We start from the raw sequence: 24,039 nt of genomic DNA, 5'->3' as shown, positions 1-24,039 counted from the left end.
AATTCGGAGCAAATCGCGAGAGCGCGGGTGGCAAGACGCCAAAATCATTCTTTTACCTCTAAGTCACGGGGTCGCTTTGAGAAACTATATGCGGGATTTCCCATCGTTCTCAATTTTTTACTAAGGATTCCGTGTCAGTTTCGACGACAAGTGCATGACTGCGACGAAAATGCAGCGGCGGATGCGTATTCTAGCCACATCAGGAAAATTATGCGCGAAATCCCGCCGAAAGGACTTGAATATTGAACGACACAGCAAATCAGGGCTTGGTCATTGATTCCCGCTGTGCCATAAATTCCGCACATCTGGGGATGATTGAGAATGTTGCGGGACAGCAACAACAGGTAGGCTACGGGACAGGCGATTGAAACAATGACAGAAATCAGTTCAACTGGCATCTCGCGGCGTGGCGTATTGCTTGCGTTCGCGGCAACAGCTGTGGCAGCAGCCCCGACATTTTCCAATGCAGCTGGCTTTCTACGCGGTGCTGGCGATATCCGCCGCATTCGCCTTGTTTCGCCGCGCACCGGTGAACGGCTCGACACAATCTATTGGATCGAAGGCGATTACCTCAAGGAAGCCGTGCGCGAGATATCGTTGTTCATGCGTGATTGGCGTACCAATCAGGTGAAAAACATTGATATTCGCACCATCGACATCATGGCCGCCAGCCATAACCTGCTCGACGTATCCGAGCCCTACACGCTCTTGAGCGGCTACCGAAGCGCCCAGACCAACGCGATGCTGCGCAGCCGTTCCAATGGTGTCGCCCGGAATTCCCTTCACATGGTCGGCGAGGCCGCAGACCTGCGTCTTGGAAGCCGCTCTGTCAGCCAGATTTACCGTGCCGGCGTGGCCTGTGGCGGCGGTGGCGTTGGGCGCTATTCCGGCAGCAACTTCGTACATATGGATTGCGGCCCGGTGCGGACCTGGGGGCGTTAACCCTCAATCACTGACAGTACCAAGAAACCAAAAAACCGGCCCATTGGCCGGTTTTTCTGTGCATCATGACCTGTCAAAGCGCACCCAAGGCACGATCAGCCGAATTTTGCATTCCGTGCCGCCTGCAACCGCGCGAAATCATCGCCCGCATGATAGCTGGACCGCGTCAGCGGGCTGGCAGAAACCATCAAAAAGCCCTTGCCATAGGCCGCCTTTTCATAGGCTGCGAACTCATCAGGATGCACAAAACGATCAACCGCGTGATGTTTCGGCGTGGGTTGCAAGTATTGGCCAATAGTCAGGAAATCTATTCCGGCGGCGCGCATATCATCCATCACCTGATGCACGGCCTGCCGATCCTCGCCCAAGCCCACCATAATGCCCGATTTTGTAAACATCGTCGGATCAAGTTCCTTGACCCGCTGCAAAAGCCGCAGGGAATGGAAATACCGCGCGCCGGGGCGCACGGTGGGATAGAGTCCGGGCACAGTTTCAAGGTTGTGATTGAACACATCCGGCTTGGCTGCCACCACGGTTTCCAGCGCACCATCCTCGCAATGCAGGAAATCCGGCGTCAAAATCTCGATCGTGGTTCCGGGTGCCCGGTGGCGAATTGCGCGAATGGTCTGCGCAAAATGGTCAGCCCCGCCATCCGACAGATCATCGCGATCCACGCTCGTCACAACCACATGCTTCAAGCCCAGCTTGGACACAGCATCAGCCACGCGCCCCGGCTCGAACGCATCAAGGGTTTGCGGCTTGCCGGTGGCCACGTTGCAAAAGGTGCAGCCGCGCGTGCAAATCTCGCCCATGATCATCATGGTCGCGTGTCCCTGGCTCCAGCATTCGCCGGCATTCGGGCAACCCGCCTCTTCACAGACCGTTACCAGCTTGTGCTCGCGCATGATCCGATGGGTTTCGAAATAGGCCTTGCTCGTCGGGGCCTTGACCCGAATCCAGTCAGGCTTGCGTGGTTGGGCGTTATCGGGGCGATGCGCCTTTTCAGGATGACGTTGGTCCGGCAGTTTGAGATCGCGCACGAATTTTTCCCCGCGAATGATTTGGTAAGGCTTGGATAGTATAAATCATAGCGATGGAGAGTGCCAGTCACGCAGCGTTACATCCTGACGACTGCACCATGGGTAACGAGTGTCCATCGCGCTTAGTGAGTGTCCCTGTAAATGTCGACCTGCGCTGCGTGCGGCGCAGGTCGCATCGCGGCTGTGGGTTCCGGCACCTCCGCGCGCGCAAGAGCGATAAGCGCGGCACCGGCAGTTTCCAACACCTCGGCCAGTTTCTCGAACCACACCTCGTCTTGCGTGCTCTGACGACGCACCAGAACGATCTGGCGGGCGGGCTCTGGCGGGCCAAACCGGCGCAGGTTTATCCCCGGTGCCGCCCTCACTTCGGTCGCCGCCGCAATCTCGGGCATGAGGGTCAGGCCGAATCCCGCCGCCACCAGCCGCGACAGCGTGCCAAGCGAAGAGGCGCCCATATCGATCTGTGCGTGCCCACGCCCACGTCCGCAAACCTCAAGCGCTTGATCCGTCAGGCAATGCCCCTCTTCCAGCAACAACAGCGGGCTGTGCACCAGCGAGGTTGGGCGCAGCGCCTCTGCCCCCTGCCCAAGCGCCGCCAACCGAACTGAGGTTCCCGCCAACAAGAACCGATCCTCGAACAGCAGTCGCTCGCGCAGCCCCTCAGCCCCGACCGGCCGCGCCAGTATCGCGGCGTCCAGTTGACCGCCTTGAATGTCTGCGATCAATTGGTCAGTCTTGGCCTCGCGCACTTGCACATCAAGCGAGATATCGCGGCTGCGCAGCGCCTCTAGCACGCCGGGTAGAATATAGGGCGCAATGGTTGGGATAATCCCAAGCGATAGCCGCCCCGCCAGCCCGCCTTGCCACCGCGCCGCCTCGCTCAGCGCCTGCATCTCGTCCAGAACCCGCAGGGCATGCGCCAGAATCAGGCGGCCAAACGGGGTCAGCACCACATCCCGCGCACGCCGCTCGACCAGCTTTTGGCCAAGCGTTGTCTCCATCTCTTTGATTTGAACAGAGAGCGCCGGTTGCGAAATATTGACCACCTCTGCCGCACGCCCGAAATTGCGCTGTTCGGCAAGCGCCTTGAAATAGCCAAGCTGTCGAAGGGTGATGTTCATATCCATAGCTTATGGGTCACCACCTCAATGACAAGCCTGAATTATAGCATGGCGGCTTTGCAGCCTGCGCGTTCAACCGATCAAGCTGCCCGCTTCTCCCAACCCCTCGTAATGCCGTTTGAGCCGTTGCAGGGCGATGCGTAACACGATCTTGCCCGACCGCGCCGACCAGCCCATTTTCTTCTCGGCGCGTTCCAGCCCCTCCATGTAACAACAGCAGCGCAGCACCACATCGCCCAAGCCCGGCCCAAGATCCCGCAACGCCGCCAAGACCCGCAGGCGTGCCGCCTCGGCATCATACCCACGAGAGACCACGGGGCTGCCATGCTCATCGACATGACTGAGAAAATGGTCCCAGTTCTGCGCGACACGTGGGGCCATCTGGGCCAGTTCGAAATCCTCGCGCAGCCGTTCGCCCGCGCGCACAAGATCCGAGGTCAGAAACCGGCTGCCGTCCTTGTCACGTCGTCGGGCCAGCGCCACAAGGGGCGAGTCCACCAGACCGTAGCGCGCGCGTCGTCCGCTGGCATCCGGCGTGGGGTGGGATGCGGCCTGCTCCGACAAAAACGGCCCGTCTCTAAGACCGCTTGCCTGATTTTCGGCCTCAGCCAACATCAGGCTGAGCGCGTTGCGCCCTGTGGCGGTGATATGATACCGCGCGATGCGCCCCGGTCCGTCACAGGCCACCCATCCCTTGAGCGCCATAGCCTCGGCCACTTCGCGCTCGACGACCGCCGTGCGCAGGGTCTGGCCGCTACCGGTGTCACGCACCACCACGGCCTTGTCCATATCGGCAGAGACGGCCAACAGGGCCCCCGGCTCACAGAGGCGGCGCAAAACGCGCCGCGCCTCTGATTTCAAGCGGTTTTCCGTCAGTTCAGGCGTCTGATTGTGTCGCGTGATGGTGTGGGATGTCATCGCAGCCTCCTTGGCAGGAGAACCGGAAATCTTGTCATGGTTAACCCTTTGTCCAAGTCGCCGCAGCGCCTCGTCCACCAAAAGATCATCGCGGCGGGTCTCATAGGCGCGGATTTGGCGCATCACGGTCGAAGCGTGCCGCCCCGCGTGCCGCGCCAGGGCCCTGATCGGCGTGCCGGATTCGGTATGGGCCAGATAGTGCAGCGCCGCCTCCGGCACCCAAGAGGGTACGTCATGCAAAATGGTCTTGAATGCATACCCCTCGTGCATCGCCCGTCCCCCAAATTTTCGGCCTTCCGGCACCAGATCGCAACCTGGCAACTTACCCACAGAGTTATCCACAACTTAAGAGTGCAAAGATTACCGGTTCGTTAATTGTTTCCAGAAATGCAACCTTCATTGACAAATCGTAAACAAATCCAAAGCCCTGCGCGCGGCGCAGCGCCTGAAAACGCAACAGCCACCGAACCTGTGCGACGAAGCATTTGCACGATCACAGGAGCCTCTTATGCACGATATACTTGGAACTCTGCAGGCGTTACGCCGCCCCCCACTGTTGATCCGCGCGGCGCGGATAGGTCTGCAAGACTACCGCCGCGAGGTGCATTTGCGGCGGCTACTGCGCGATGGCCCCCTACCCCAGAGCCCTACCGCGCTTGTGCGCCTGCTTGAAACCGAGGCCGCCTTGGATCAGGAACGCCGCCTTGCGTCCACAGGCTACTCACCGGCCCGCCATGTCGAGGTATTGATCGCCATGATGGCAGAGGCACGGGACATGACCCCGTTATTGCTCGAGACCTGACAAAAAAAAGCGCGCCGCAAATCGGTGCGGCGCGCGTTCTTTAGGCAAGTCTCGATGATCTTAGCTAAAGGCATCCGGCATTTCAGCCTTGCGCTTGGCGACATAGGCGGCAAGTGCCTCGGCAATTTCCGGATCAAGCGGCGGTTGCTGATAATCCGCCAAAAGCTTGTGAACCCGCGCATTGGCCAGAACCATCGTGTCGCGCTCGCCCTCATCTGCCCACGTCTCGAACGGCTTGTAGTCGAACAGGTCAGAGCGCCAAAAGGCGGATTTGAAATTCGCCTGCGTATGCGCACAGCCAAGATAATGGCCACCCGGCCCAACCTCACGAATGGCGTCCATCGCCTGCGCCTCTTCATCCACCTGCACGCCGCGCGCCAAATGGTGAAGCGTGCCCAGTTGATCGGCATCCATGACGAATTTCTCAAAGGATGACACAAGCCCGCCTTCAAGCCAGCCGCAAGAGTGCAACATAAAGTTCACCCCCGCCAAAAGCCCGACGTTCAGGCTATTTGCCGTCTCATACGCCGCCTGCGCATCCGGCAGTTTGGAACCGTTGAACGACCCGGAAGACCGGAACGGCAGCCCCATCCGCCGCGCCAACTGACCCGCCCCATAGGTGATATGTGCGGCCTCCGGAGTGCCAAAGGTCGGCGCGCCCGAGTTCATGTCGATCGAGGTAACGAAGGCCCCAAAGATCATCGGCGCGCCGGGGCGCACAAGCTGACTATAGGCAATGCCTGCCAGAACCTCGGCCAGAACCTGCGTCAGCGTACCCGCCACAGACACCGGTGCCATCGCACCGCCAACGATAAAGGGCGACAGGATACAGGCCTGATTGTTCGCGGCATAGATTTCCAGCGACCCCATCATGACATCGTCAAACGTCATCGGCGAGTTCACGTTGATGAGCGATGTCATGACAGTGTTGTTCTGCACGAACTCCTCTCCAAAGAGGATGTTGCACATATCAACGCTGTCTTGCGCGCGGCTAGGCTCTGTCACCGATCCCATAAAGGGCTTGTCCGACAGGGTCATATGCGCCAGCAGCATATCAAGATGGCGCTTGTTCACCGGAATATCGGTGGGTTCACACACCGTGCCGCCGGAATGGTGCAACCATTTCGACATATAGCCCAGCTTCACGAATTTGCGGAAATCCTCCATCGTGGCATAGCGGCGGCCGCCTTCCATGTCGCGCACGAAGGGCGGGCCATAGACCGGTGCCAGAACAAGGGACTTGCCGCCGATTTCCACCGTGCGCTCGGGATTGCGGGCATGCTGGATGATCCGCGACGGGGCGGTGGCACAGAGTTGCCGCGCCAAACCACGCGGAATGCGCACCCGCTCGCCCTGCACATCGGCCCCGGCCTGGCGCCAGCGTTCCAGCGCGGCTGGATTCTGGACAAAATTCACGCCCACCTCGGCCAGTACCGTTTCGGCATTGGCCTCGATGATTTCAAGCGCCTCTTCTGTCAGAACCTCGAAATTCGGAATGTTGCGCTCGATATAGCGCGCGGTCTCGATGCTGACGGCGGTGCGTTCGGCACGGCGTGCTGCCCCGCCGCCGCCACGGGACCGTCTGCTGCTCAGTGCTGCTTCTGACATGGATGCACCCTTCGTATATGGTCAATTGCAATAGCCAAGGCTCCCGCCACAGGGCAGGTCTGCTCTGGTCATACCTGTTTGTCGGCGTGTATCAGGCGAAGATTCCGGCGATTGCGGGGAAAAAGCGACACGCGCCCCTTGTTGATTTCAGGACAGGATAAAATGAATGACAAAATATATTCAAAAACCATAATGCTTTGATCTCGGCCTGATCTATTTACCATGATCAGCGTCAGTCTCTAAAAGCGCAGGACAAACTGACAGATCTGGGCTAACCGCACCGCAGTAAGAGGTATGTTACGATGAAGACGTGTTTGCGCCACTTGGCGAAACTATCTGCGCTGATGAGTGCATTTGCGCTGGCAAGCCCCGCAACAGCCACCAATGGCTATTTCTCCAATGGCTATGGTGGCCAGTCCAAGGGCATGGCGGGCGCAGGTGTTGCGGTGCCAACGGGTGTCCTCGGCATGGCGCAGAATCCGGCCACGGGCGTCAAGCTGGGCAATCAAGCGGGCTTTTGTCTCACCACCTTTGCCCCGAACCGCGACGTGGAAATCGCCCCCGGCGGGCCACTGACCCCCGGCACCCACAAAAGCCAGAATGACGTGTTCTTCATTCCCTGCGGCGGTGCCAACTGGAAACTCGATGACCGCTCATCGCTTGGCGCCTTTGTCTTTGGCAATGGTGGCATGAACACCGAGTTTGACACCAATTTCTTTGCCGGGCTTGGCGCGGGCTCCGCCCCGGTCGGGGTCAATCTCGAACAGGCCTTCATTACGCTGAACTATGCCCGCAAGGTGAATGATCGCCTGACCTTGGGCGTATCTCCTATTCTTGCGGTGCAGCGGTTCAAGGCACAGGGGCTGCAAGCCTTCTCTGCCCTTTCGATCAGTCCCAGCGATGTCACCAACCGCGGGCACGATTGGTCCACCGGCTTTGGCGTAAACCTTGGCCTGCTGTATGAGGCCAATCCGGAATGGACCTTTGGCGCGGCCTATCGCAACGAAATCCAGATGTCCAAGTTCAGCCGCTACAAGGGCCTCTTTGCCGACGGCGAATTCGACGTGCCCGCAATGCTGACCCTTGGGGCGGCCTATACCCCCGCCGCTGCCCCGCATTGGACACTCACGGGCGAGTATCAACGCATCTTCTACGGCAATGTAAAACCCATCGCCAATTCCAGCGCACCTCCGGGCGGCCCGCTGGGAGCGACCAATGGCGTGGGATTCGGCTGGCAGGATGTCGATGTCTGGCGTCTGGCCGCCATCTGGCAGAAGTCTGACAAGCTGACGTTGCGCACCGGCGTTAGCTATTCGACCGAGTTCATCAAGAACGACGGCAACGTGGTGATCAACACCATCGCCCCCGGCACGCCCCAATGGCATCTCTCGGCGGGCGGCACCTATGAGATCAACGACCGCTGGGCCTTTACCTTTGCCTACACCCATGCCTTCTCCAACAGCTTTTCGGGGTCCAACCCCGCGCTTACCGGCGTGGCACAACCGGTTAAAATCCGCATGCATCAACACGAGGTCGCAACCGGCATCAGCTATCGCTGGTAAGGCGCGCTGCTTTCTCTTGCGCCGGAGCGGGACGCCAATTACTAGGCGAGATATGAGCCAGATATCCCATGACCGCCTCCTGATCATCGACTTTGGCAGCCAGGTAACGCAGCTTATTGCGCGTCGCCTGCGCGAGCTGAATGTTTATTGCGAAATCCATCCCTACCAAAAGGTGACGGACGCATTCCTGCAAGAGATGGCGCCGCGCGCGATCATCTTTTCGGGTGGCCCCGATAGCGTGATGCGCGAGGGCAGCCCAAGGCCGCCTCAGGCCGCCTATGATCTGGGCGTGCCGATCTTGGGCATCTGCTATGGCCAGCAGGTCATGATGCAGGACTTGGGCGGTCGCGTTGAGGCGGGCGAACATGCCACCGCCGAATTTGGCCGCGCCTACGTAACGTCGACAGGTGTCGCCAGCGGCTTTGTCGATGGCTGGTTCGCCGGGGATTCGCGCGAACAGGTCTGGATGAGCCACGGCGATCATGTCTCTGAAATCGCACCTGGATTCGAGGTTCTGGGCACCTCGCCCGGTGCGCCCTTTGCCATCACGGCAGACCGCGCCCGCAACTTCTACGCCGTGCAATTCCACCCCGAGGTGCATCACACGCCGAACGGGGCGCGGCTCTATGAGAATTTCATCCGGCAGGCGGGCTTCAAGGGCGACTGGACCATGGGCGCCTACCGTGAAGAGGCGATTGCCAAGATCCGCGCTCAAGTGGGCGACAAACAGGTGATTTGCGGCCTCTCGGGGGGTGTCGATTCCTCTGTCGCCGCCGTGCTGATCCATGAGGCCATTGGCGACCAACTGACGTGCGTCTTTGTCGATCATGGCCTCTTGCGTCAGGGCGAGGCCGACGAGGTCGTGGCCATGTTCCGCGACAATTACAACATCCCCCTCATTCATGCCGATGAGGCAGAGCTGTTTCTAGGTGAGCTTGAGGGCGTAAGTGACCCTGAAACCAAGAGAAAAACCATTGGACGCCTGTTCATCGACGTGTTCCAGAAATACGCGAGCCAGATTGAAGGGGCCGAGTTTCTCGCCCAAGGCACGCTCTACCCCGACGTGATCGAGAGCGTCAGCTTTTCGGGTGGCCCCTCTGTCACCATCAAGTCGCATCACAATGTCGGCGGCCTGCCCGAGAAAATGGGCCTCAAACTGGTCGAACCCCTGCGCGAACTCTTCAAGGACGAAGTGCGCGCTTTGGGGCGCGAACTGGGCCTTCCCCAGAGCTTTATCGGGCGTCATCCCTTTCCCGGCCCCGGTCTTGCCATCCGTTGCCCCGGCGAGATCACCCGCGAAAAACTCGACATCCTGCGCAAGGCCGATGCCGTCTATATCGACCAGATTCGCCGCCACGGGCTCTATGATGACATCTGGCAGGCGTTCGTTGCCATCCTGCCGGTGCGAACAGTTGGGGTCATGGGCGATGGGCGGACCTATGATTTTGCCTGCGCCCTTCGCGCTGTCACAAGCGTCGATGGCATGACCGCCGATTACTATCCCTTTACCCACGAGTTTCTCGGTGAAACCGCGACGCGCATCATCAACGAGGTCAAAGGCATCAACCGCGTGACCTATGACATCACGTCGAAACCACCGGGAACGATCGAGTGGGAATGATTTCTCTCACTGGCCAAATGATTTGTCCCTCCGAAGACCTTGAGGTCACGCGCGCCGCCCTGACGGAGCATATCCGCCTTAGCCGTGCCGAACCGGGCTGTCTGTCGTTTGACGTGACCGAAACCGCGCCCGGAGAATTCAGCGTGTCAGAGCGCTTTGTTGACCGAGCCGCCTTTGACGCGCATCAGACCCGGACGCGCGCCAGCGAATGGTGGCGTGTCACCTCTCATATGCCCCGCCACTTCGAGATCACCGAGGAATGAGTCTGGCGGCCCCCGCCCCGGCCCCACAGACCTTGCGCGCGGGGCTCTGGATGCTGGGCGCGGTCGCCTCTTTCTCATCTATGGCGGTAGCGGGGCGCGCGGTCAGCTTTGAACTCGATACGTTCGAGATCATGATGTATCGCAGCATTGTGGGCTTTATCCTTGTACTATGCGTGGCCCGCCTGACCGGCCAGATTGCCACCGTCACCACGCGCAGCCCCGGCACGCATCTTGTCCGCAACCTCTGCCATTTTACCGGCCAAAACCTGTGGTTCTATGCGATCACCGTCATTCCGCTGGCACAGGTCTTTGCCCTCGAATTCACGGCCCCACTCTGGGTTCTGATCCTGTCACCGCTGGTGTTGGGCGAGCGGTTGACAGGCACCCGCGCCCTCGCCGCCGTAATCGGCTTTGCCGGCATCCTCATCGTCGCGCGCCCCAGTCCCGAGACAATCAACCTGGGCACAATCGCTGCGGCGGCGGCCGCCATCGGCTTTGCCGGTTCAATCCTGATGACCAAGCGCCTGACACGCACGGAATCCCTCACTTGCATCCTGTTCTGGATGACACTGCTGCAAATCGGTTTTGGCCTGGCCTGCGCAGGGTATGATGGCGACATCGCCCTCCCCTCGCTCACCTCTGCCCCATGGCTCGTGCTGATCGGATGCGCGGGGCTTTTGGCCCATTTCTGCCTCACCACCGCGCTCTCGCTGGCTCCGGCCACCTTGGTCACTCCGGTTGATTTTTTACGACTGCCCGTAATCGCCATTGTCGGCCTTTTGGTTTATGGTGAGGCAGTTGACGTGTTTGTACTCGTGGGCGCGGCTGTGATCTTTGGTGCGAATTACCTGAATCTTTGGCGCGAAACGCGCAAAAGTGTATGAATTTACACTTTTTTCCTTAGAAAGTGTGTCCGCTGCGCCACCTGCCGCCACGTCGCAATTTGTGACGCCGCGTCAAAGATTGACCGGTTTCGGCGTAAAGGTAATGTAATCCAAATATTTCTGGAGGAGAGGGACACATGAAGAAAACTTGGCTCGCAGCGACCGTGATCGCCGCAACGGCATCGTCAGCCTTTGGTGGTGAAATCGAACGACGGGGCGACCCTTCGATGATCCTGTTCGAAAAAGGCAAGAACTATCTCGAGTTCTCGGCCGCAACAGTGGACCCATCCGTCTCGGGCGTTGCGCGCCCCGGCGTGCCCACGGCCCCCACTGGCAACATCCAGAACCGCTATCAATCCTTTGCAGGCGGCTACAAGCATGAGCTGAATGATCGTGTGGCGCTCGCGTTCGTCATCGACGAGCCGGTTGGCGCTTCGGTCAATTATCGCACGCCCCCGGCGGCCTTGGGTGGCGCGTTCTTTGGCGGATCAAGCGCCGAAGTCAGCTCTGTCGCGTTCACTGCCCTTGCAAAATACAAGGCAACTGATCGCTTCAGCATCTATGGTGGTCTGCGCTATGTCGGCCTGTCGGGCAATATCACGGTGATTTCGCCCGCCACCCTTGGCAGCGCGGTTCCTGCACCCAACTCACCCTATACGCTGGGCGTGAACAAGGATTTCCAAGTCGGCTACCTGTTGGGTGCCGCCTATGAAATTCCCGACATCGCCCTGCGCGTTGCCCTGACCTATGAGTCCAAAACCGAGCACGATTTCAAGGACAACACCGGCGCAGGTTTCAAAGTGGAAATCCCGCAGGCGTTCACCCTTCATGCCCAATCAGGTATTGCCAAAGACACCTTGCTCTTTGGCTCTGTGAAATGGCGGGAATGGTCGAAATTCGCCGTTCAGCCCGGCGACTTCTTCTCTGTCGCCACGGGTGTTCCGGTCAACGTTCCTATCGCCAGCGGCCCGAGCGACATCTGGACCTATGAGCTGGGCATCGGTCGCCGGTTCAACGAAAACTGGAGCGGCGCTGTCCTCCTTGGCTATGAAAAGGATGAAGGGGACGTCGTTGGCAACCTTTCGGGCAAAGACGGTTACTTCAGCTACGGTCTGGCCGCCACATACGAAACCGAGGCATGGGAAATCACCGCTGGTATCAAGTATTTCGATGTCGGCGACGCGAACTCGAACGTCACGGCCTTCTCTGGCAGCGATGCCATCGCCATCGGCACCAAGGTCGCCTTCCGCTTCTAAGCGGTCCTAGAACCAAAAATAAGGCCCCGCCCCTCACCCGGGCGGGGCTTTTGCATGATTGCATTTGACCCCGCGCCGCGCGCTTTGTACCAAACCCGCGAGAGGGAGCAGCGATGATCTACACTTCGGCACAAGACTGGCGCGAGGCCACACATAAACGGGTGCTGTTCTACGGCATGTCAGGCTTGGGCAAGACGCATGTGTCGAACACGCTGCGGGATGCCGGGAACTGGTTTCACTACTCGATAGATTACCGCATCGGCACGCGCTACATGGGCGAACTTATCGCCGACAATGCCAAGGCGCATGCAATGCAGGTGCCCTTCCTGCGTGACCTTCTGCTGAGCGACTCGATCTATATCGGCTCCAACATCACGTTTCACAACCTCACCCCGGTTTCGACCTATCTGGGCAAGCCGGGCAATCCCGCCAAAGGCGGGCTGCCGATCGAAGAATACCGCATCCGGCAGGAACAGTTTCGGCAAGCCGAGATCCACGCGCTGATGGATACGGCCTATTTCATCCGCCGCGCAGACGCACTTTATGGATATCCGCATTTCATCTGCGACACCGGTGGGTCGATCTGTGAATGGGTAGACGGCGACGATCCCGAGGACACGATCCTAAAGGAACTTTCGGCACATTGTCTGCTGATCTATATTGAAGGCTCCGAGGCGCATACGGCCGAATTGATCCGCCGCTTTGATCGCGCGCCCAAGCCGATGGCGTATCAGCCTGCCTTTCTCGATGCGGCATGGGCCGAATACCTCAAAGAAAACAACTGCGAAGAGGACGAAGTTGATCCAGACAGCTTCATCCGCTGGACCTATGCCCGCGCCCTTGCGCACCGTCAGCCCCGCTATGAGGCGATGGTAAAATGGGGCGTCAGTGTCACCGCCAACGAGGTGGCGACCGTCAAAACGGCACAGGAGTTTGAGGCGTTGATCGCCACCGCCCTTGAGCGCCGCGCCGCCACGCCTATCTAAGGCCCGACAGCCAAGGAACCCCACCTGATGCCCATCAAGATCCCAGCCGACCTGCCAGCCTATGACGTGCTTACGCGCGAAGGTGTGATGGTGGTGGACCCGGATCAAGCCGCGCGGCAAGATATCCGCCCCTTGCGCATCGGCCTTCTCAACCTCATGCCGAAAAAGATCCAGACCGAGAACCAGTTTGCCCGGCTGATCGGGGCAACCCCGTTGCAGATCGACTTTGACCTGATCCGCATGAGCGAACATCAGACCAAGAACACCGCCGCCGAACATATGGAGAGCTTTTACCGCCCCTTTGAAGAGGTCGCCGCCTCGGGTGACAAATACGATGGCCTCATCATCACCGGCGCGCCGATTGAGCATCTCGATTTCGACGCCGTGACCTATTGGGCAGAGTTGGCGCGCGTCTTTGACTGGACCCAAACCCATGTGCATTCGACCTTTGGGGTATGCTGGGGCGGGATGGCGATGATCAACCATTTCCACGGGGTGCAGAAACACATGCTGCCCGCCAAGGCCTTTGGCTGCTTTCGGCATCGCAACATGGTCCCCGCGTCACCCTATCTGCGCGGATTTTCCGATGATTGCGTGATCCCCGTCAGCCGCTGGACCGAGATGAAGCGCGCCGAGATCGAGGCGGTCGAGGGGCTTATGATCCTTCTGGACAGCGATGATGTCGGACCCTGTCTGGTCGAGGATACCGCGCGTCGTGCGCTCTACATCTTCAACCATTTTGAATATGACAGCGACACGCTGAAACAGGAATATGACCGCGATATAGCCAACGGCACGCCGATCAATGTGCCCTGCAACTACTATCCCGGCGATGATCCGTCGCGCCCGCCGCAGAACCGCTGGCGCAGTCACGCGCATCTTCTTTATGGCAACTGGGTGAACCAGATCTATCAGACGACCCCGTTCGATATGAATGCCATTGGCTGTTAAATCCCTGATCCTTGTTGCGGTATGTCTGGTCGCTTTTTGGGGCTGGACCCAGCAACGTGCCCGCACCCACGAGGCGCGCGCCGAAGCCGCCTTTCCCCCAGAGGGCCAGATCATCGACGTGAGCGGCCACCGCGTGCATGCCGTCGTGATGGGCAATGGGCCTGATCTGGTGCTGATCCACGGGGCCTCGGGCAATACCCGCGATCTGACCTTTGAACTCGCCCCGCGATTGGCAGAGCGCTACCGTGTCATCGTGATTGATCGCCCCGGTCTGGGTTATACCGCCCGCATCAACCGCACCGGGGCCACGATCACCCAACAAGCGGCGCTGCTGCAAGAGGCGGCAGCCCAGCTTGGGGCCGACAAGCCTATCGTGCTCGGCCATAGCTATGGCGGCGCGGTAGCGCTTGCTTGGGCGGTGACGCGACCTGATCATATCGCAGCCCTCGTGGATGTGGCCGGTGCCGCCAAACCCTGGGATACCGGCCTCTCCACCTATTACCGCGTGCTCTCGCATCCGGTGCTTGGCCCGCTCGTGATCCCGCTGCTGACCGCCTTTGTCCATGATACCCGCGTCGAACAGGCGGTGCGGGAAATTTTCACGCCGCAAGAACCACCCGAAGGTTATCTCGAACATATTGGTGCCGGCCTCACGCTGCGCCGCCATTCTTTGCGCGCCAATGCCTTGCAGCGCGCCAATCTACTGGCCGAGATCGAGGCACTGCACCCCCTTTACGGCACCATCACCGTGCCGGTCGAAATCGTACACGGCACGGCTGATACCACCGTGGGCGTCTCGATCCATTCCGAACCGCTGGCGGCCCAAATTCCCGGTGCCCATCTGGCCGTGCTCGATGGCGTCGGGCACATGCCCCACCACAGCGATCCAGAGGCGGTGATTGCAGCCATAGATCGCGCCGCCACCCGCGCCGGATTGCGCCCCGTCGATTGAGCCGCCATACTGACGGAAACCATAGCGAGAGGCCCCATGGACCTGCCCTTTGACGGCGCGATCAGCGCCTTTTTCGAGACGGAAGCCCCCGAAGCCATCCGCAAGGAAATCCGCCGCGCCGATAAGGATGATATCTTGGGGGCCGATTTCCCTTATTCCGAAGGCCTGTCAAAAAAGACCTATGAGAAAGATATAGAAAAGCTGCAAATCGAACTGGTCAAGCTCCAGCATTGGGCCAAGGAAAGCGGTGCGCGCATCGCTATCGTCTTTGAGGGGCGCGATGCGGCGGGTAAGGGCGGCACGATCAAGCGGTTCCGCGAGTATCTGAATCCGCGCGGCGCGCGGGTTGTCGCGCTTAGCAAACCGTCGGATGTCGAGGCAACGCAATGGTATTTTCAGCGCTATATCGACCATCTGCCCGCCGGGGGCGAGATCGTATTCTATGACCGCAGTTGGTATAACCGCGCGGTTGTGGAAAAAGTGTTCGGCTTTTGCACCGACGCGCAGCGCGAGCATTTCTTTGCCCAAGTCCCGGATTTCGAGCGGATGATCGTCGACGAGGGTATCCATCTCTTCAAAGTCTGGCTCAATGTTGGCCGTGCCGAGCAACTCCGCCGCTTTCTCGACCGCGAGCAAGATCCCCTCAAGCAATGGAAACTCAGCTGGATCGATGTCGAGGGTCTCAAGAAATGGGACAGTTACACCGCCGCCATCGCCGAAACCCTCACGCGCAGCCATAGCGACCATGCGCCGTGGACTGTCGTGCGCTCGGACGACAAGCGGCGCGCGCGGATTGAAACCATCCGTCATGTCCTCAGCCAACTGGATTATGCCCGCAAGGATGCCCGCGCGGTGGGCAGCGCTGATCCGGGCATCGTCGGCGGCCCTGAAATTTGGCATGGGTAAGCAGGGCTATCACCACGGCAATTTGCGGCAGGCTCTGGTTGAGGCCACGCTGACCCTGATTGCCGAAAAGGGGCCGCAGGGCTTTACCATGGCCGAGGCCGCAAAATTGGCCGGTGTCTCGACCGCCGCGCCCTACCGGCATTTTTCAGGCCGCGAGGCGCTGATTGCCGAGGCCGCGCGCCAAGGATTTGAAATCTTTGTCACCCGGATGGAAGCCGCGTTCAATGACGCCCGCCCCAATCCGCTGACGGCGTTTATGGCAACGGGGCGCGCCTATTTGGCCTTTGCCCGCTCGAATGCCGGGCATTACGTGGCGATGTTCGAATCCGGCCTCTCGGTAAACTCCAACCCGGAATTGGCCGATGCCGCCGCGCGGGCCCAAGCGATCCTCACCCGCGCCGCCGCCGCGCTCTCGGCGCATTTGCCGACTGACCGCCGCCCACCTGCGGCGATGTTCGCCGCCCATGTCTGGGCGATGAGCCATGGGGTGGTCGAACTTTACGCGCGTGGCACCCCCGGTGCCCGCGCCCCCTTTCCGCCCGAAGACCTGCTTGAATCCGGCATAAGCGTCTATCTGCGCGGTCTGGGCCTCATCCCGCCCGACAGCACCCCCTGACCCGAAAATTCAAAGCACACCTCTTGCGTGCAGCACTGGGCATCTTACATATGTAAATGTAAGTAACATTCACACACGACAAGGAGACGTCATGTCCGCCATTACCACCTGGCCCGCACAGGCCGAATCTTGGCTCGACCGCCAAGGCAAACCCGCTTGGATCATCGCCATGGTCTTGGGTCTTATCGTTTTTTGGCCCCTCGGGCTCGCCCTACTGGCCTATATGATCTGGAGCAACCGCATGACCGTACGCAGCCTTCCCTCTCGCTTTCAACGCCAGAACGCCACGCGCAGCACTGGCAATGCCGCCTTTGACGCCTACAAGGCCGACACGCTGCGCCGTCTCGAGGAAGAGCAGGAACAATTCGAAGCCTTCCTTCAGTGCCTGCGCGACGCGCGCGACAAGGCCGAATTCGACCAGTTCATCGACGAACGCCGCAAGCCCGCACAGGCGCAAACCACCGCCTGAGCCGTACCGCAAAACCAAAAAGGGCCGCCCTCTGGGCGGCCCTTTGACTGTGTAATCCGAAACGGATCAGCGCTTGGAGAACTGGAAGCTGCGGCGCGCCTTGCGCTTACCGTATTTCTTCCGCTCAACGACGCGGCTGTCACGGGTCAGGAACCCGGCAGCCTTGAGAGCGCCACGCAGGCTGGGATCGTAAAGCTGCAGCGCCTTCGACACGCCGTGCTTGACCGCACCGGCCTGACCCGACAGACCACCACCGGCGACTGTTGCCATCACATCGAACTGGCCTTCGGTGCCAGAAATCGTGAACGGCTGTTTCAGGATCATCTGAAGCACGGGACGCGCGAAATACTCGTTCATCGGCTTGCCATTGACCACGACCTTACCCGAACCGGGCTTGATCCAGACGCGGGCAACCGCATCCTTCCGCTTGCCGGTTGCATAAGAGCGACCAAGCGCATCACGCTCGGGCTCGCGCGGGGCTTTGATGGCCACTGCTGCAGCGCTGACACCGCCAGCGACGGCTTCGAGACCTTCGAGGGATTTGATTTCGTCAGCCATCAGTGAGCCACCCGCGTATTCTTGGAGTTCATGGATTTGACGTCCAACACCTCAGGGCTCTGCGCCTCATGAGGATGCTCGCCGCCAGCATAGACGCGCAGGTTGGTCATCTGCGTGCGGCTCAGGCGGTTGCCCGGCAGCATGCGCTTGACCGCCTGCATCACGACGCGCTCAGGGTACTTGCCCTCGAGGATCTCGCCGGTGGTGCGCGATTTGATGCCGCCCGGATGGCCGGTGTGCCAGTAGTTGGGCTTGTTGCGCTTGTTGCCGGTCAGCTGCACCTTGTCGGCATTGATGACAATCACGTTGTCGCCCATGTCCATGTGGGGGGTAAAGCTGGCCTTGTGCTTGCCGCGCAGGCGCATGGCGATGATCGACGCAAGACGGCCCAGAACCACGCCTTCGGCGTCGATCAGGATCCATTTCTTGTCGATATCTGCCGGGGTAGCAGAGAATGTTTTCATTTCAGGCAGAACCTTGTGCTTGGTCTTTGGTCTTGATCAGTTTGGGCCACCCTATGGGCGGCTCTGATGCGATGGGCGGGTTATAATCAGTTCAATGCGCAGGTCAACTGCCATATGTTCAAAATAAAATAGCTAAATCAGTAGCTTAAAAAATAGGTATTATTTTACCCCAAATAATCCACCCCGTCACCGTTCTTGAAATACGCTTGGGGGGTCCGGGGAGTGAACAGCGCCCCGTCTAGGGCTTCATTTGGGGGGGATCGAATAGGTCAGGCTCGCGCGCGCCACCGGCGCGCTCATCCCTTCGGAATAGATCAGAACATCCCCCACCGCCAGCACCCGCCCCAGCTTGAGCAACCGACACTCCGCGATCAAATCCACCCCTGCCATGGGCTTGCGCATGAAATCAATGCTGCAATTTGTCGTCACGGCCAGCCCCTCAGGCCCGATCATCGCCAGAATTGCCAAGTAAACCGACACATCCGCAAGCGCAAAGATCGACGGTCCAGACACCGTGCCGCCGGGCCGCAAATGCCGCTCTCCCACCAAGAGCCGCGTGCGGATGTGCATCTCGCCCACCTCCTCGATGGCAAACTCCCCCGAGACTTGTGGAAACTCCCGGTCGAGAAAACTCATCAAGTCCGCCGCCGTCATCTTGACGCTCATGCTTTGCCCCCCGCGCTGTTCCGCGCTAGAATGGCCATAACGCACAAGGGGTTACAAGATGGCAATTCTCGACCGCACCGACCAGGGCGCAATCGCGCGGCTTACTCTCAATTCGCCCGGCAATCTCAACGCGCTTTCGGATGCCATGCTGGCTGCGCTTCAGTCCGAGTTTGACAGGCTGGCACAGGATCGTCACATCCGCGTGATCACCCTCATGGGTGCCGGCAAAGCGTTCTGCGCCGGGCATGATCTCAAGGAAATGACCGCCGGACGACAGGCCGAAGATGGCGGGCGCGCCTATTTCGCCGATCTCTTTGCACGTTGCGCCCGGATGATGACCACTATCCTTACCCTGCCCCAACCGGTGATTGCCGCACCGCATGGCATCGCCACTGCGGCAGGCTGTCAATTGGTGGCAAGCTGCGACATGGCCGTGGCCGCGCATGGCTCGCGCTTTGGCGTCAATGGCGTCAATATCGGTCTGTTTTGTTCTACCCCGATGGTGGCGCTCAGCCGCAATATCCCGCGCAAACAGGCGTTCGAGATGCTGACCACCGGCCAGTTCATCGACACCGCCCGCGCCGCAGAGCTTGGCTTGATCAACCGCGCCGTGCCGCCCGAGGATCTGGAGTCTGAGACCATGGCCCTTGCCGAAACCGTCGCCAGCAAACTTGGCTCTGCCGTGCGCATCGGCAAACGCGCCTTTTACGACCAACTCGACATGGGGTTAGAGGCCGCCTATGCCCATACTGGCGCGGTGATGGTTGAGAATATGCTCGACCGCGACACCGCCGAAGGCATCGCCGCCTTCATCGACAAACGCGCCCCCGATTGGGATCAGTGACGCCCCTTTCCAAACACCCCTCAATGGCCTAAATCGCAGCCCATGGATAACGTATTACACATCATCGGCGGCGGCATGGCCGGGTCAGAGGCAGCATGGCAAGCCGCGAATATGGGCGTGCATGTGGTCATCCACGAAATGCGCCCAAGCGTCAAAACCTTTGCCCATCGCACGGGTGATCTGGCCGAGATGGTCTGTTCCAACTCGTTCCGTTCGGATGATGATGAACAAAACGCCGTGGGCCTCCTGCATTGGGAAATGCGCGCGGCGAATGGCCTGATCATGGCCATGGCCCACGAGAACCGCCTGCCTGCGGGCGGTGCCTTGGCGGTGGATCGCGATCGCTTTGCCCAATCGGTCACGGCGCGGCTGTTGGATCACCCGAATATCACCGTGCAACATGATGAAATCACGCAACTTCCTGAAAGTGGCCATTGGATCATCGCCACCGGCCCGCTAACCTCTGAGGGGCTGGGACAGGCCATTGCCGCCGAGACCGGCACAGAGGCGCTCGCCTTTTTTGACGCCATCGCGCCGATTGTCTATCACGACAGCATCGACATGTCGCGCGCGTGGATGCAATCGCGCTATGACAAGGGCGAAACCGAGGCCGAGCGCACCGCCTACCTCAATTGCCCGATGGACCGCGATCAATACGAGGCGTTCATCGACGCGCTGCTGGCCGCCGACAAGACCGAATTTCACGAAGGCGAAGCAGAGTCTTCCCCCAACCCCACCCCTTATTTCGACGGCTGCTTGCCCATCGAGGTCATGGCCGAACGCGGCCGCGAGACCCTGCGCCACGGCCCAATGAAGCCTGTGGGCCTGACCAACCCACATGCGCCGGATGTCAAACCGCATGCCGTGGTGCAACTGCGCCGCGACAATGCGCTAGGCACGCTTTACAATATCGTGGGCTTCCAGACCAAGATGAAATATGGCGCGCAAACCACTGTTTTTAAAATGATTCCCGGCCTTGAAAACGCGCAGTTTGCCCGCCTTGGCGGCATCCATCGCAACACGTTCCTCAATTCCCCTACGCTGCTTGATGCGCAGATGCGCCTGCGCGCGCGCCCGCATATCCGCTTTGCCGGGCAGATCACCGGGGTCGAGGGCTATGTCGAATCCGCCGCCATGGGCCTTTTGGCTGGGCGTCTGGCGGCAGCGGAAATCCTGGGTCAGAGCCTGCCCCCCGTGCCACAGGACAGTGCCATGGGCGCGCTTATCCATCACATCACCGGCGGGGCCGAGGCGAAAACCTTTCAGCCGATGAATGTCAATTTCGGGCTCTTTCGCCCGATTGATGGGTTCAAAGGCGGGCGGCGTGGGCGCATCGACCGCTACAAGGGCTATACCGACCGCGCCAAGGCAGCTTGGGGCGAATGGCTGGCGGCTCAAAACATGAGCATCGCCTCATAACGCATTGAATATATGTTCATAACGCGCTTTGCTCCTTCGCCAACCGGCCCACTCCATCTGGGGCATGCCTATTCTGCGATGCTGGCCCATGACCGGGCGCAGGCTGAGGGCGGAACCTTTCTTTTACGCATCGACGATCTGGATCAAAGCCGCTGCCGCCCGGAATGGGAGGCGCAGATTTTTGATGATCTGGCATGGCTGGGTCTCGACTGGCCCCGCCCCGTGTTGCGCCAATCAACCCGCCTCCCCCGCTATCGCGCGGCCTTGAATATACTTTGGGATCAAGGGCTTTTGTACCACTGTTTCTGTAGCCGCGCCGATATTCGTGCCGCCGCCTCTGCCCCGCAAGAAGGCGCGCCGCTCTTGGGGCCAGATGGCGTGAACTATCCCGGCACCTGCCGCCCCACAGCCCCGCAAAACGGGCCGATGCCCGAGGGTTGCGCGCTGCGCCTTGATATGGCCCGCGCCTGCGCAAGGCTCACCAACCCACTCATCTATAGGGAAAAAGACGACGTCATCACCCCCCGTGACCTGCCCGAAACCGTCGGCGACGTGGTGCTGGCGCGCCGCGAGATGGGGGCCTCTTATCATCTGTCTGTTGTTGTGGACGATGCCGATCAGGGCATCACCCATGTCATTCGCGGCGAAGACCTGCAAGAGGCCACGCAAATCCATGTGCTCTTGCAACACCTCTTGGGCCTGCCCACGCCTGCCTATCACCATCATGCGCTGATCCGCGATGACGCTGGCAAGCGGCTGGCCAAACGCGATGACGCACGTGCTATCGCCACCTTCCGCGCCGAAGGGGCGAGCCCGCAAGACATCCGGGCCATGGTCGGGCTCTAGCCTTACAGCGTTCCGAAAATGCTCAATCCAACGGTGCCATAGGGGCCATGATCTCGGTCTCTTCCCCGGCACGCACCGCCGTGTAAAAGCACGACCGCCGGTTGGTGTGACAGGCAGGCCCATTCTGGCGTACCTGCACCAACAGGCAGTCACGGTCGCAATCGACACGCATCTCAACCAACTCTTGCACATGCCCCGAGGTTTCGCCCTTGATCCAGAACGCCTGCCGCGAGCGGCTCCAATAGGTCACGCGGCCCGTGTCGAGCGTGCGCGCGACCGACTGGGCGTTCATCCAGGCCATCATGAGCACCTCGCCGGTCTCGGCCTCTTGGGCGATGGCGGGGATCAACCCGTTCGCGTCATACTTTAGTGTCGCCGGATCGAAGGGCATGGCGGATTTCCTTTTGCATCTGCGCGCTCCACGCCTATTTATGGGGCAACACACGAAAGGGAAAGCCATGAGCGGCGAAACCGACCTGATCAAGCTTTATTCAGCGCGCATTCTGGAACTGGCCGCGGACATCCCGCATCACGGGCGCTTGGCCAGCCCACAGGCCAGCGTCAAGCGGCGCGCACCGCTTTGTGGCTCGACCGTGACCGTCGATATTCGCTGCGAGGGTGGCCGGATCACCGACTATGCCGCCGAGGTTAAGGCCTGTGCGCTTGGTCAGGCCGCCGCCAGTGTCGTGGGGCGCGCCATCATCGGTTGCGATCTGGCACAGGTGACAGCGGCGCGCGACGCGCTGCGCGAGATGCTGAAATCCGACGGCCCCACACCGCCCGCGCCCTTTGACGGGCTCGAGGTGCTGCGCCCCGCGCGGGATTACAAGAACCGCCACGCCTCTATCCTGCTCACGATTGAGGCCGCGGTTGAGGCAATGGAAACCGTGCGCGCCCAAACGTCCTGCGCCTGACGGTGCTGTCGCGGCAAAGCGACAGCTTGTGAACAGGCCGCCCCTTACCTTCGGTAAATTGCGCGCTATCTCTCTCAGAGATATCCGGGGACAGCGCCATGACAGGGCAGAAACTCGACCAGAATAGCCCGCTGATCGGGCGATTTGATCAGTCCTTTTTGATCCATATGATCCGTGACTTTTTCATCATCCTGTTGATGGTGACGGTGCTGGAATTCGCGCTCAAGGCGGGGATGGTCTATTACAAATTCCGCGTGCATGGTGCCACTGATGCCACCGAGGCGGCTCAGGATCTCGCCGATAATGTGCGTTCCATCATGCGCAACGAAGGCGGACCGGTCGCCGCGCGCACGGTCTATCCGATCCTTCAGGACAATTGGGACGGGCTTGGTTACCGCATCGCGATCATCCCCTCCGATGTCACGATCCGTTCCATTGAACAGGGGTTCGAGTTTACCCCCGAGGGCTTGCCGCGCGGCGATTGGCCCGACACCGCCCATGCAAGCGCCACCCTGCCCATCACCGCCGAGCCCTTTTGCCTTGCCTGTCACTCAGAGGCGCAGGTGGGGGATGTGCTGGGCGAGGTGACGGTGCGGCGGGATCTTGCGACGGATTTCGCGCAATGGATCGAGGATATGCGCCTGACCGGCCTTTTGGCTCTGGCCAAAATCGTGCTGCATTCGGTGCTCTTGTTTCTGATCCTGCGCGCGCGACTTGAGCCGCTTTTGGGTCTGCGCACGGTGGTCAGCAATCTTGCCCGCGCCTATGGCGGGCTGAACCACCGCGCCGAAATTCGCAGCGCCGATGAGTTCGGTGTGCTGGCACGCGATCTCAACCTCTTTCTAGACCGCATCACCCGGCTGATGGGCGAACTCGATGAGGTGCTGCAACGGGTGGTCACGGTCAATGATGACATCGTCACCATCCAAGCCGATCTTCGCGACCGGATCGACACCCTGACCGGACGCATCCGGCGACTGGAGCGCGCCGCGATGCTCAGCGCCAAGTCAGAGCCGCGCCTCTCGAAAGCGTGGTTTGATACGGCACGCCGCGCTGTCTCTGACCTGCGCAGCCAGACCCCCGAGGATGCCGGGGCCCTGATCGAGGATCTGCGCGCCGTCGTCGCCAATGCCGAGGCGCAGATTGCCGGAAGCGAAGCGCTCTTTGCTGATCTGGGTGCTTTGGGCGATGAAAGCGAACGCCTGCGCCATGTCATGTCCGAGATGATCCGCCTTGAGGAGCGGATGAAGGGGATCGTCGACACCGGCAGCGTTCTGGTGCAGCGCCTGCGCCCCGGCCCTGTGCCCTCGGAATGAAAAAACCGCCGCACGCTCGGATGAGCGGCGGCGGCAGAGTTGAGCGGGTCACAGGCCCCGGACATTCGGGAGGATTGAGGCAAATCCCGAAAACCGGATGGGACAGGTGGTGTGG

Annotated in this window: 26 protein-coding genes; 18 read left to right on the top strand and 8 right to left on the bottom strand. The window is 60.2% G+C overall.

From position 1 onward, the window contains the following. The first annotated feature begins 372 nt into the window (after positions 1-372). On the top strand, positions 373-942 hold the full coding sequence (locus ROSMUCSMR3_RS19720; protein WP_008282228.1) for a YcbK family protein: 570 nt from the start codon (positions 373-375) through the stop codon (positions 940-942). 95 nt (positions 943-1,037) lie between these two features. On the opposite strand, the gene lipA is transcribed toward ROSMUCSMR3_RS19720, so the two are convergent. The 3 genes from lipA to ROSMUCSMR3_RS19705 form a co-directional block, all read right to left on the bottom strand. Then, positions 1,038-1,982: a lipoyl synthase gene (gene lipA / locus ROSMUCSMR3_RS19715; protein WP_081508480.1), complete on the bottom strand. Its 945-nt coding sequence runs from the start codon at positions 1,980-1,982 to the stop codon at positions 1,038-1,040. Between the two features lie 122 nt (positions 1,983-2,104). Further along, a complete protein-coding gene (locus ROSMUCSMR3_RS19710; RefSeq protein WP_237183497.1) occupies positions 2,105-3,103 on the bottom strand; it encodes a hydrogen peroxide-inducible genes activator in 999 nt (332 codons plus the stop codon). A gap of 72 nt (positions 3,104-3,175) precedes the next feature. Beyond that, positions 3,176-4,291, bottom strand: coding sequence for a DUF6456 domain-containing protein (locus ROSMUCSMR3_RS19705; protein ID WP_198385558.1), 1,116 nt, complete (start codon positions 4,289-4,291; stop codon positions 3,176-3,178). Between the two features lie 238 nt (positions 4,292-4,529). Between ROSMUCSMR3_RS19705 and ROSMUCSMR3_RS19700 the strand changes: the two genes are divergently transcribed. Next, positions 4,530-4,823, top strand: coding sequence for a DUF6477 family protein (locus ROSMUCSMR3_RS19700; protein WP_198385557.1), 294 nt, complete (start codon positions 4,530-4,532; stop codon positions 4,821-4,823). 60 nt (positions 4,824-4,883) lie between these two features. On the opposite strand, the gene ROSMUCSMR3_RS19695 is transcribed toward ROSMUCSMR3_RS19700, so the two are convergent. Then, a complete protein-coding gene (locus tag ROSMUCSMR3_RS19695) occupies positions 4,884-6,431 on the bottom strand; it encodes a trimethylamine methyltransferase family protein (protein ID WP_008282223.1) in 1,548 nt (515 codons plus the stop codon). A gap of 344 nt (positions 6,432-6,775) precedes the next feature. Here ROSMUCSMR3_RS19695 and ROSMUCSMR3_RS19690 point away from each other — a divergent pair, with 344 nt between their 5' ends. From ROSMUCSMR3_RS19690 to ROSMUCSMR3_RS19640, 11 genes are all read left to right on the top strand, one after another. Further along, complete coding sequence (locus tag ROSMUCSMR3_RS19690; RefSeq protein WP_157667367.1) at positions 6,776-7,993, top strand: OmpP1/FadL family transporter; 1,218 nt, start codon at positions 6,776-6,778, stop codon at positions 7,991-7,993. Between the two features lie 52 nt (positions 7,994-8,045). After that, complete coding sequence (guaA, locus tag ROSMUCSMR3_RS19685; RefSeq protein ID WP_081508477.1) at positions 8,046-9,614, top strand: glutamine-hydrolyzing GMP synthase; 1,569 nt, start codon at positions 8,046-8,048, stop codon at positions 9,612-9,614. 17 nt (positions 9,615-9,631) lie between these two features. Continuing rightward, positions 9,632-9,877 carry a putative quinol monooxygenase gene (locus ROSMUCSMR3_RS19680; RefSeq protein ID WP_237183496.1) on the top strand — a complete coding sequence of 82 codons (246 nt, stop codon included), beginning with the start codon at positions 9,632-9,634 and terminating at the stop codon, positions 9,875-9,877. Beyond that, complete coding sequence (locus ROSMUCSMR3_RS19675) at positions 9,874-10,761, top strand: DMT family transporter (protein ID WP_081508475.1); 888 nt, start codon at positions 9,874-9,876, stop codon at positions 10,759-10,761. Before ROSMUCSMR3_RS19680 ends, ROSMUCSMR3_RS19675 begins: the two co-directional genes overlap by 4 nt. A gap of 137 nt (positions 10,762-10,898) precedes the next feature. Continuing rightward, positions 10,899-12,017: an OmpP1/FadL family transporter gene (locus tag ROSMUCSMR3_RS19670; RefSeq protein WP_008282218.1), complete on the top strand. Its 1,119-nt coding sequence runs from the start codon at positions 10,899-10,901 to the stop codon at positions 12,015-12,017. Between the two features lie 113 nt (positions 12,018-12,130). After that, positions 12,131-13,003 carry a hypothetical protein gene (locus ROSMUCSMR3_RS19665; RefSeq protein WP_008282217.1) on the top strand — a complete coding sequence of 291 codons (873 nt, stop codon included), beginning with the start codon at positions 12,131-12,133 and terminating at the stop codon, positions 13,001-13,003. 27 nt (positions 13,004-13,030) lie between these two features. Then, positions 13,031-13,954 carry a homoserine O-acetyltransferase MetA gene (metA, locus tag ROSMUCSMR3_RS19660; protein WP_081508474.1) on the top strand — a complete coding sequence of 308 codons (924 nt, stop codon included), beginning with the start codon at positions 13,031-13,033 and terminating at the stop codon, positions 13,952-13,954. Beyond that, positions 13,938-14,906: an alpha/beta fold hydrolase gene (locus ROSMUCSMR3_RS19655; RefSeq protein WP_081508473.1), complete on the top strand. Its 969-nt coding sequence runs from the start codon at positions 13,938-13,940 to the stop codon at positions 14,904-14,906. Before metA ends, ROSMUCSMR3_RS19655 begins: the two co-directional genes overlap by 17 nt. 36 nt (positions 14,907-14,942) lie before the next feature. Next, positions 14,943-15,812 carry a polyphosphate kinase 2 gene (gene ppk2 / locus ROSMUCSMR3_RS19650; protein WP_081508472.1) on the top strand — a complete coding sequence of 290 codons (870 nt, stop codon included), beginning with the start codon at positions 14,943-14,945 and terminating at the stop codon, positions 15,810-15,812. Next, positions 15,805-16,428, top strand: a complete 624-nt coding sequence (locus ROSMUCSMR3_RS19645) for a TetR/AcrR family transcriptional regulator (protein ID WP_081508682.1) — start codon at positions 15,805-15,807, stop codon at positions 16,426-16,428. The genes ppk2 and ROSMUCSMR3_RS19645 overlap by 8 nt, the downstream gene beginning before the upstream one ends. Before the next feature lie 91 nt (positions 16,429-16,519). Beyond that, positions 16,520-16,897 (top strand): DUF2852 domain-containing protein, encoded by a 378-nt coding sequence (locus ROSMUCSMR3_RS19640; protein WP_081508471.1) that lies wholly within the window; start codon positions 16,520-16,522, stop codon positions 16,895-16,897. Positions 16,898-16,963: 66 nt separating this feature from the next. Here the strand turns inward: ROSMUCSMR3_RS19640 and rpsI are convergent, their stop codons facing one another. From rpsI to ROSMUCSMR3_RS19625, 3 genes are all read right to left on the bottom strand, one after another. Then, positions 16,964-17,455, bottom strand: coding sequence for a 30S ribosomal protein S9 (rpsI, locus tag ROSMUCSMR3_RS19635; protein WP_008282211.1), 492 nt, complete (start codon positions 17,453-17,455; stop codon positions 16,964-16,966). Beyond that, positions 17,455-17,919 (bottom strand): 50S ribosomal protein L13, encoded by a 465-nt coding sequence (gene rplM / locus ROSMUCSMR3_RS19630; RefSeq protein WP_008282210.1) that lies wholly within the window; start codon positions 17,917-17,919, stop codon positions 17,455-17,457. Before rplM ends, rpsI begins: the two co-directional genes overlap by 1 nt. A 246-nt stretch (positions 17,920-18,165) precedes the next feature. Next, on the bottom strand, positions 18,166-18,585 hold the full coding sequence (locus ROSMUCSMR3_RS19625) for a PaaI family thioesterase (RefSeq protein ID WP_081508470.1): 420 nt from the start codon (positions 18,583-18,585) through the stop codon (positions 18,166-18,168). A gap of 58 nt (positions 18,586-18,643) precedes the next feature. On the opposite strand from ROSMUCSMR3_RS19625, the gene ROSMUCSMR3_RS19620 reads away from it, so the two are divergent. The 3 genes from ROSMUCSMR3_RS19620 to gluQRS are packed head-to-tail and all read left to right on the top strand — an operon-like array spanning position 18,644 to position 21,694. After that, on the top strand, positions 18,644-19,429 hold the full coding sequence (locus tag ROSMUCSMR3_RS19620; protein WP_081508469.1) for an enoyl-CoA hydratase: 786 nt from the start codon (positions 18,644-18,646) through the stop codon (positions 19,427-19,429). 42 nt (positions 19,430-19,471) lie between these two features. Beyond that, positions 19,472-20,848 (top strand): methylenetetrahydrofolate--tRNA-(uracil(54)-C(5))-methyltransferase (FADH(2)-oxidizing) TrmFO, encoded by a 1,377-nt coding sequence (gene trmFO / locus ROSMUCSMR3_RS19615; RefSeq protein ID WP_081508468.1) that lies wholly within the window; start codon positions 19,472-19,474, stop codon positions 20,846-20,848. Positions 20,849-20,860: 12 nt separating this feature from the next. After that, complete coding sequence (gene gluQRS / locus ROSMUCSMR3_RS19610; protein WP_081508467.1) at positions 20,861-21,694, top strand: tRNA glutamyl-Q(34) synthetase GluQRS; 834 nt, start codon at positions 20,861-20,863, stop codon at positions 21,692-21,694. Positions 21,695-21,716: 22 nt separating this feature from the next. Here gluQRS and hisI read toward each other — a convergent pair whose 3' ends face one another. Continuing rightward, entirely contained in the window at positions 21,717-22,085 is a 369-nt protein-coding gene (hisI, locus tag ROSMUCSMR3_RS19605; RefSeq protein ID WP_081508466.1) for a phosphoribosyl-AMP cyclohydrolase, read from the bottom strand. A 67-nt stretch (positions 22,086-22,152) separates the two neighbouring features. On the opposite strand from hisI, the gene ROSMUCSMR3_RS19600 reads away from it, so the two are divergent. Together ROSMUCSMR3_RS19600 and ROSMUCSMR3_RS19595 are read left to right on the top strand one after the other, a co-directional pair. Continuing rightward, a complete protein-coding gene (locus ROSMUCSMR3_RS19600; RefSeq protein WP_037298318.1) occupies positions 22,153-22,608 on the top strand; it encodes an iron-sulfur cluster assembly scaffold protein in 456 nt (151 codons plus the stop codon). Between the two features lie 98 nt (positions 22,609-22,706). Further along, on the top strand, positions 22,707-23,924 hold the full coding sequence (locus ROSMUCSMR3_RS19595) for a HAMP domain-containing protein (RefSeq protein WP_081508465.1): 1,218 nt from the start codon (positions 22,707-22,709) through the stop codon (positions 23,922-23,924). Positions 23,925-24,039: the final 115 nt, after the last annotated feature.

Origin of the sequence: Roseovarius mucosus, from assembly GCF_002080415.1 — a bacterium.
In the GTDB taxonomy this organism is placed as follows: Bacteria; Pseudomonadota; Alphaproteobacteria; order Rhodobacterales; family Rhodobacteraceae; genus Roseovarius; species Roseovarius mucosus_A.
This window is presented reverse-complemented; position numbering and strand designations above follow the sequence as displayed.

Excerpts from the sequence above, each read along its gene's own strand:
- ROSMUCSMR3_RS19720 (WP_008282228.1), top strand. The coding sequence starts at position 373 with ATGACAGAAATCAGTTCAACTGGCATCTCGCGGCGTGGCGTATTGCTT.
- ROSMUCSMR3_RS19710 (WP_237183497.1), bottom strand. The coding sequence starts at position 3,103 with ATGAACATCACCCTTCGACAGCTTGGCTATTTCAAGGCGCTTGCCGAA.
- ROSMUCSMR3_RS19705 (WP_198385558.1), bottom strand. The coding sequence starts at position 4,291 with ATGCACGAGGGGTATGCATTCAAGACCATTTTGCATGACGTACCCTCT.
- ROSMUCSMR3_RS19700 (WP_198385557.1), top strand. The coding sequence starts at position 4,530 with ATGCACGATATACTTGGAACTCTGCAGGCGTTACGCCGCCCCCCACTG.
- ROSMUCSMR3_RS19695 (WP_008282223.1), bottom strand. The coding sequence starts at position 6,431 with ATGTCAGAAGCAGCACTGAGCAGCAGACGGTCCCGTGGCGGCGGCGGG.
- ROSMUCSMR3_RS19690 (WP_157667367.1), top strand. The coding sequence starts at position 6,776 with ATGAGTGCATTTGCGCTGGCAAGCCCCGCAACAGCCACCAATGGCTAT.
- guaA (WP_081508477.1), top strand. The coding sequence starts at position 8,046 with ATGAGCCAGATATCCCATGACCGCCTCCTGATCATCGACTTTGGCAGC.
- ROSMUCSMR3_RS19680 (WP_237183496.1), top strand. The coding sequence starts at position 9,632 with ATGATTTGTCCCTCCGAAGACCTTGAGGTCACGCGCGCCGCCCTGACG.
- ROSMUCSMR3_RS19675 (WP_081508475.1), top strand. The coding sequence starts at position 9,874 with ATGAGTCTGGCGGCCCCCGCCCCGGCCCCACAGACCTTGCGCGCGGGG.
- ROSMUCSMR3_RS19670 (WP_008282218.1), top strand. The coding sequence starts at position 10,899 with ATGAAGAAAACTTGGCTCGCAGCGACCGTGATCGCCGCAACGGCATCG.
- ROSMUCSMR3_RS19665 (WP_008282217.1), top strand. The coding sequence starts at position 12,131 with ATGATCTACACTTCGGCACAAGACTGGCGCGAGGCCACACATAAACGG.
- metA (WP_081508474.1), top strand. The coding sequence starts at position 13,031 with ATGCCCATCAAGATCCCAGCCGACCTGCCAGCCTATGACGTGCTTACG.
- ROSMUCSMR3_RS19655 (WP_081508473.1), top strand. The coding sequence starts at position 13,938 with ATGCCATTGGCTGTTAAATCCCTGATCCTTGTTGCGGTATGTCTGGTC.
- ppk2 (WP_081508472.1), top strand. The coding sequence starts at position 14,943 with ATGGACCTGCCCTTTGACGGCGCGATCAGCGCCTTTTTCGAGACGGAA.
- ROSMUCSMR3_RS19645 (WP_081508682.1), top strand. The coding sequence starts at position 15,805 with ATGGGTAAGCAGGGCTATCACCACGGCAATTTGCGGCAGGCTCTGGTT.
- ROSMUCSMR3_RS19640 (WP_081508471.1), top strand. The coding sequence starts at position 16,520 with ATGTCCGCCATTACCACCTGGCCCGCACAGGCCGAATCTTGGCTCGAC.
- rpsI (WP_008282211.1), bottom strand. The coding sequence starts at position 17,455 with ATGGCTGACGAAATCAAATCCCTCGAAGGTCTCGAAGCCGTCGCTGGC.
- rplM (WP_008282210.1), bottom strand. The coding sequence starts at position 17,919 with ATGAAAACATTCTCTGCTACCCCGGCAGATATCGACAAGAAATGGATC.
- ROSMUCSMR3_RS19625 (WP_081508470.1), bottom strand. The coding sequence starts at position 18,585 with ATGAGCGTCAAGATGACGGCGGCGGACTTGATGAGTTTTCTCGACCGG.
- ROSMUCSMR3_RS19620 (WP_081508469.1), top strand. The coding sequence starts at position 18,644 with ATGGCAATTCTCGACCGCACCGACCAGGGCGCAATCGCGCGGCTTACT.
- trmFO (WP_081508468.1), top strand. The coding sequence starts at position 19,472 with ATGGATAACGTATTACACATCATCGGCGGCGGCATGGCCGGGTCAGAG.
- gluQRS (WP_081508467.1), top strand. The coding sequence starts at position 20,861 with ATGTTCATAACGCGCTTTGCTCCTTCGCCAACCGGCCCACTCCATCTG.
- hisI (WP_081508466.1), bottom strand. The coding sequence starts at position 22,085 with ATGCCCTTCGATCCGGCGACACTAAAGTATGACGCGAACGGGTTGATC.
- ROSMUCSMR3_RS19600 (WP_037298318.1), top strand. The coding sequence starts at position 22,153 with ATGAGCGGCGAAACCGACCTGATCAAGCTTTATTCAGCGCGCATTCTG.
- ROSMUCSMR3_RS19595 (WP_081508465.1), top strand. The coding sequence starts at position 22,707 with ATGACAGGGCAGAAACTCGACCAGAATAGCCCGCTGATCGGGCGATTT.